General features: G+C 73.7%; 5 protein-coding genes. 1 reads left to right on the top strand and 4 read right to left on the bottom strand.

The window, feature by feature from the left end; translation table 11 throughout:
• Positions 1-208: 208 nt before the first annotated feature.
• From ACESL7_RS14400 to ACESL7_RS14390, 3 genes are read right to left on the bottom strand one after another with little or no spacing between them, the layout of a single operon-like run.
• On the bottom strand, positions 209-730 hold the full coding sequence (locus ACESL7_RS14400; protein WP_372893993.1) for a gamma carbonic anhydrase family protein: 522 nt from the start codon (positions 728-730) through the stop codon (positions 209-211).
• A complete protein-coding gene (gmk, locus tag ACESL7_RS14395; RefSeq protein WP_372893992.1) occupies positions 727-1,368 on the bottom strand; it encodes a guanylate kinase in 642 nt (213 codons plus the stop codon). The genes ACESL7_RS14400 and gmk overlap by 4 nt, the downstream gene beginning before the upstream one ends.
• Positions 1,369-1,372: 4 nt before the next feature.
• On the bottom strand, positions 1,373-2,272 hold the full coding sequence (locus tag ACESL7_RS14390) for a YicC/YloC family endoribonuclease (RefSeq protein ID WP_372893991.1): 900 nt from the start codon (positions 2,270-2,272) through the stop codon (positions 1,373-1,375).
• Between the two features lie 260 nt (positions 2,273-2,532).
• Here ACESL7_RS14390 and ACESL7_RS14385 point away from each other — a divergent pair, with 260 nt between their 5' ends.
• Entirely contained in the window at positions 2,533-3,156 is a 624-nt protein-coding gene (locus ACESL7_RS14385; RefSeq protein WP_372893990.1) for a PAS domain-containing protein, read from the top strand.
• A gap of 50 nt (positions 3,157-3,206) precedes the next feature.
• On the opposite strand, the gene ACESL7_RS14380 is transcribed toward ACESL7_RS14385, so the two are convergent.
• The coding region (locus tag ACESL7_RS14380) for a 3-deoxy-7-phosphoheptulonate synthase (RefSeq protein ID WP_372893989.1) at positions 3,207-3,545 on the bottom strand (339 nt) is incomplete at its 5' end.

Here is a 3,545-nt window from a genome sequence, read left to right as displayed (position 1 = left end):
CACCGCATGGGGCCGCATCAGGCTGGGTTTCTGCTCTGCCATCGCGTCACGCACCGGGGCGTGCCCCGGCCCTTCTTCTTGGTCCAAATATCCTCGGGGGGTGAGGCGGCGCGAGCCGCCGAGGGGGGGGGGCGGGCCCCCCCCCCCCCCCCCCCCCCCCCCCCCCCCCCCCCCCCCCCCCCCCGCCCCCCTTTGCCCGGTCAGCCGCTCAGAGCGGCGCGAGCCCCGCCCGGAACCGCCGCATGTTCGCCTGGTAGCTCGCGGCGGAGGCGCGCAGGCCCGCGATCGCCGCCTCGTCGAGGGCGCGCACCACCTTGCCCGGCGCGCCCATCACGAGGCTGCCGTCGGGGATCTCCTTGCCCTCGGTGATCAGCGCGCCCGCGCCGATCAGGCAGTTCTTCCCGATCCGCGCCCCGTTCAGCACGATCGCGCCCATGCCGATCAGCGAATTCTCCCCGATCGTGCAGCCGTGCAGCATCACCTTGTGCCCGATGGTGCAGCCCGCCCCGATGGTCAGCGGATAGCCCATGTCGGTATGGGCGACGCAGTTCTCCTGCACGTTGGCGCCCGCGCCCACGGTGATCGGCTCGTTGTCGCCGCGCAGCGTGCAGCCGAACCAGACCGAGGCGGCCTCTTCCACGATCACGCGGCCGATCACGTTGGCGTCGGGCGCGATCCAGCTGTCGTCCGCGATCTCGGGGCGGATCCCGTCGAGCGCATAGAGGGTCATGGCATCTCCTCGAATTCGGCCTGCAGGTGGCGGACGTGGTCGGTGAGCCCCGGCTGCTGCAGCCGGCGCAGCCGGGTGGCGGCGACGATCACGCGGAGCTTTTCCTCGGTCGCGTCAAGATCGTCGTTGACGAGGACGAAGTCGTAGCCGTCCCAGTGGCTGATCTCGTCCCAGCTCTTCTGCATGCGCCGGGCGATCGTCTCGGGCGTGTCCTTGGCGCGCGTCTCGAGCCGGCGGCGCAGCTCGAGGATCGAGGGCGGCAGCAGGAAGATCGACAGCGTGTGCAGCCCGAGCGCGGAGTTGCGGATCTGCTGCGCGCCCTGCCAGTCGATGTCGAAGAGCACGTCGCGCCCCGAATCGATCGCCTCCTCCACCGCCGCGCGGGGCGAGCCGTAGAAATGGCCGAAGACATGCGCGTGCTCCAGCATCTCGCCGGCGGCGACCTGCGCCTTGAAGGCGGCCTCGTCGAGGAAGTGATAGTCCTGCCCGTTCACCTCGCCCGGGCGCGGCGGCCGGGTGGTCGCCGAGACGGAAAAGACGATCGAGGGGTCCCAGGCGCGCAGGCGTTGCGCCAGCGTCGATTTCCCCGCGCCCGAGGGCGAGGAGAGTATGATCAGAAGGCCGCGCCGCGTCGCCATGTCGTCACTCCACGTTCTGCACCTGCTCGCGCATCCGGTCCACCGCGGCCTTCATCTCGAGGCCGAGCCGCGTGAGCGCGGTGTCGCCGGATTTCGAGCAGAGGGTATTCGCTTCGCGGTTGACCTCCTGCGTCAGGAAGTCGAGCCGCCGGCCGACGGCGCCGCCCTCTGCGAGGAACGCGCGCGCCTGCGCGACATGCGCGGCGAGCCGGTCGAGCTCCTCGGCGATGTCGCCCTTCACCGCGATCAGCGCAAGCTCCTGCGCGAGGCGGTCCTCGTCCACCTCGACCGCCGCCCGCACCCGCGCGAGCGCGCCGCGCAGCGCCTCCGCGGTGGCGGCCTCGCGGTCCCCGGCGGCCGCCCGCGCCGCGCCGGCCAGCCGCTCGATCGTGCCGATCTCGCGGCGGAGCGCCGTCTCCAGCGCCGCGCCCTCGGCTTCGCGGCTCGCGAGGAACGCGGCGAGCACCGGCTCCACGTCGGCCAGAAGCGCCTCGCGCAGCGCCGCCGGGTCGGCCCCGGGTGCCGCCTCGCTCGGAACGCCCCCGCCGGCGAGCAGATCGGTGAGCAGATCGGTGGCGCGCACCGGTGCGAGCGGGACGCCCGCCGCGGCCGCGCGCGCCTCGACCTCGGCCACGGCGCGAAGCGCCGCGTCGAGCCGCGCGGCGTCGATCGCCGGCCCCGCGGCCTCTGCATCGCGCGCGAGACGAAGCGAGAGCGTGACGCTGCCCCGCGTGAGCACCGCGCCGAGACGCCTGCGCAGCGCCGCCTCGAGGCCCGGCACGCCCTCGGGCAGCCGCAGCCGAAGGTCGAGCCCTCGCGCGTTCACCGCGCGCAGCTCCCAGGTCCACCTGTGGCCCTCTCCGGCCCCGCGCCCGGTGGCGATCCCCGTCATGGAGCGGATCACGCGCCGTCCTCCCGTGTCTGGCGGCGCCAGCTACGCCAACCGCGCCGCCGGGGGCAACCCCGGTTAACCAGACGTTCCGATTTCCCCTCCAATTCCCCGAAAACCGTGCGAAGTTAAGCTCCGGGTAACCAGTCTGAACGCAATGTTGCGCGGCGCCGGGGCCGCGCCGGGAGGAACGGATGCAAGAGCGCCACGGCAGCCAGAACCGCGCAGAGGGCCGGCTCGCACGCCCCCGGCCCGCCGACAGCAGGGTGATCACGATGGCAGGTTTCAGGGCAGCGCGCCGCTTCCGCGCGCCGGGGCTGGTGGAAAGCTACTGGGAGGCGCTGCGCGCCGGTCGCCCCGCCCCCGCGCGGGCCGAGCTGGACCCGCGCGGCATGGAGGATGCGCTCGAATATGCCTTCATCCTCGAGCGCATCGCGCCGCGCCAGGGGCGGCTCCGGATCGCCGGGCGCCATCTCTGCGATCTCGCCGGCACGGAAATGCGGGGCGCGCCGCTCTCGGCGCTCTTCGCGCCCGAAAGCCGGGCCGCCCTCGGTGCGGCGCTGGCCGCGGTCTGCGACGACCCGGCGGCGGCGATCCTCACGGTCGGCGCGGCACGCGGTATCGGCCGCCCCGGGCTCGAGGGCCGGCTCCTCCTCCTGCCGCTTCTCGACCGGGAGGGGCGGCGCAGCCGCCTGCTGGGATGCCTCGAAACCGAGGGACGGCTCGGGCGGACACCACGCCGGCTCACGGTCGAGGAAACCGATCTGCGCCCGATCCCTGTCGCGCGGCGGGACGCACCGCTCGCGGCGGGCCTCGCCGAGCCGGCCGCGCCCTACGACGCGCCCCGCGCCCGCGGACGGCCGCAGCTGCGCCTCGTGAAATCGGAGCGCGACGGGTGAGGCCGGGCGCAAGGGCCTTGCAAGGCCCTTGCGCCCCCATCGACCGTGGCTCAGACCGCCTGACGGTGCGCGGGGTCGCGGCGTTGCGCCAGTTCTTCGGAGACGAGGAAGGCGAGCTCCAGCGCCTGGCTCGCGTTGAGGCGCGGATCGCAGGCGGTGTGATAGCGCGAGTGCAGGTCCGCCTCGGTCACCGCGCGGACGCCGCCGGTGCATTCGGTCACGTCCTGTCCCGTCATCTCGAAATGCACGCCGCCGGGGATCGTGCCCTCGGCCGCGTGGACCGCGAAGAACTCGCGCACCTCGCGCAGCACCGCGTCGAAGGGCCGGGTCTTGTAGCCGCTCTCGGATTTGACCGTGTTGCCGTGCATCGGGTCGCAGACCCAGAGCAC

It is taken from the genome of Rhodosalinus sp. (genome assembly GCF_041685465.1).
GTDB lineage: Bacteria > Pseudomonadota > Alphaproteobacteria > Rhodobacterales > Rhodobacteraceae > Rhodosalinus.
Note: the sequence above shows the minus strand (reverse complement) of the source record. Positions and strands in the feature narration are given on the sequence as shown.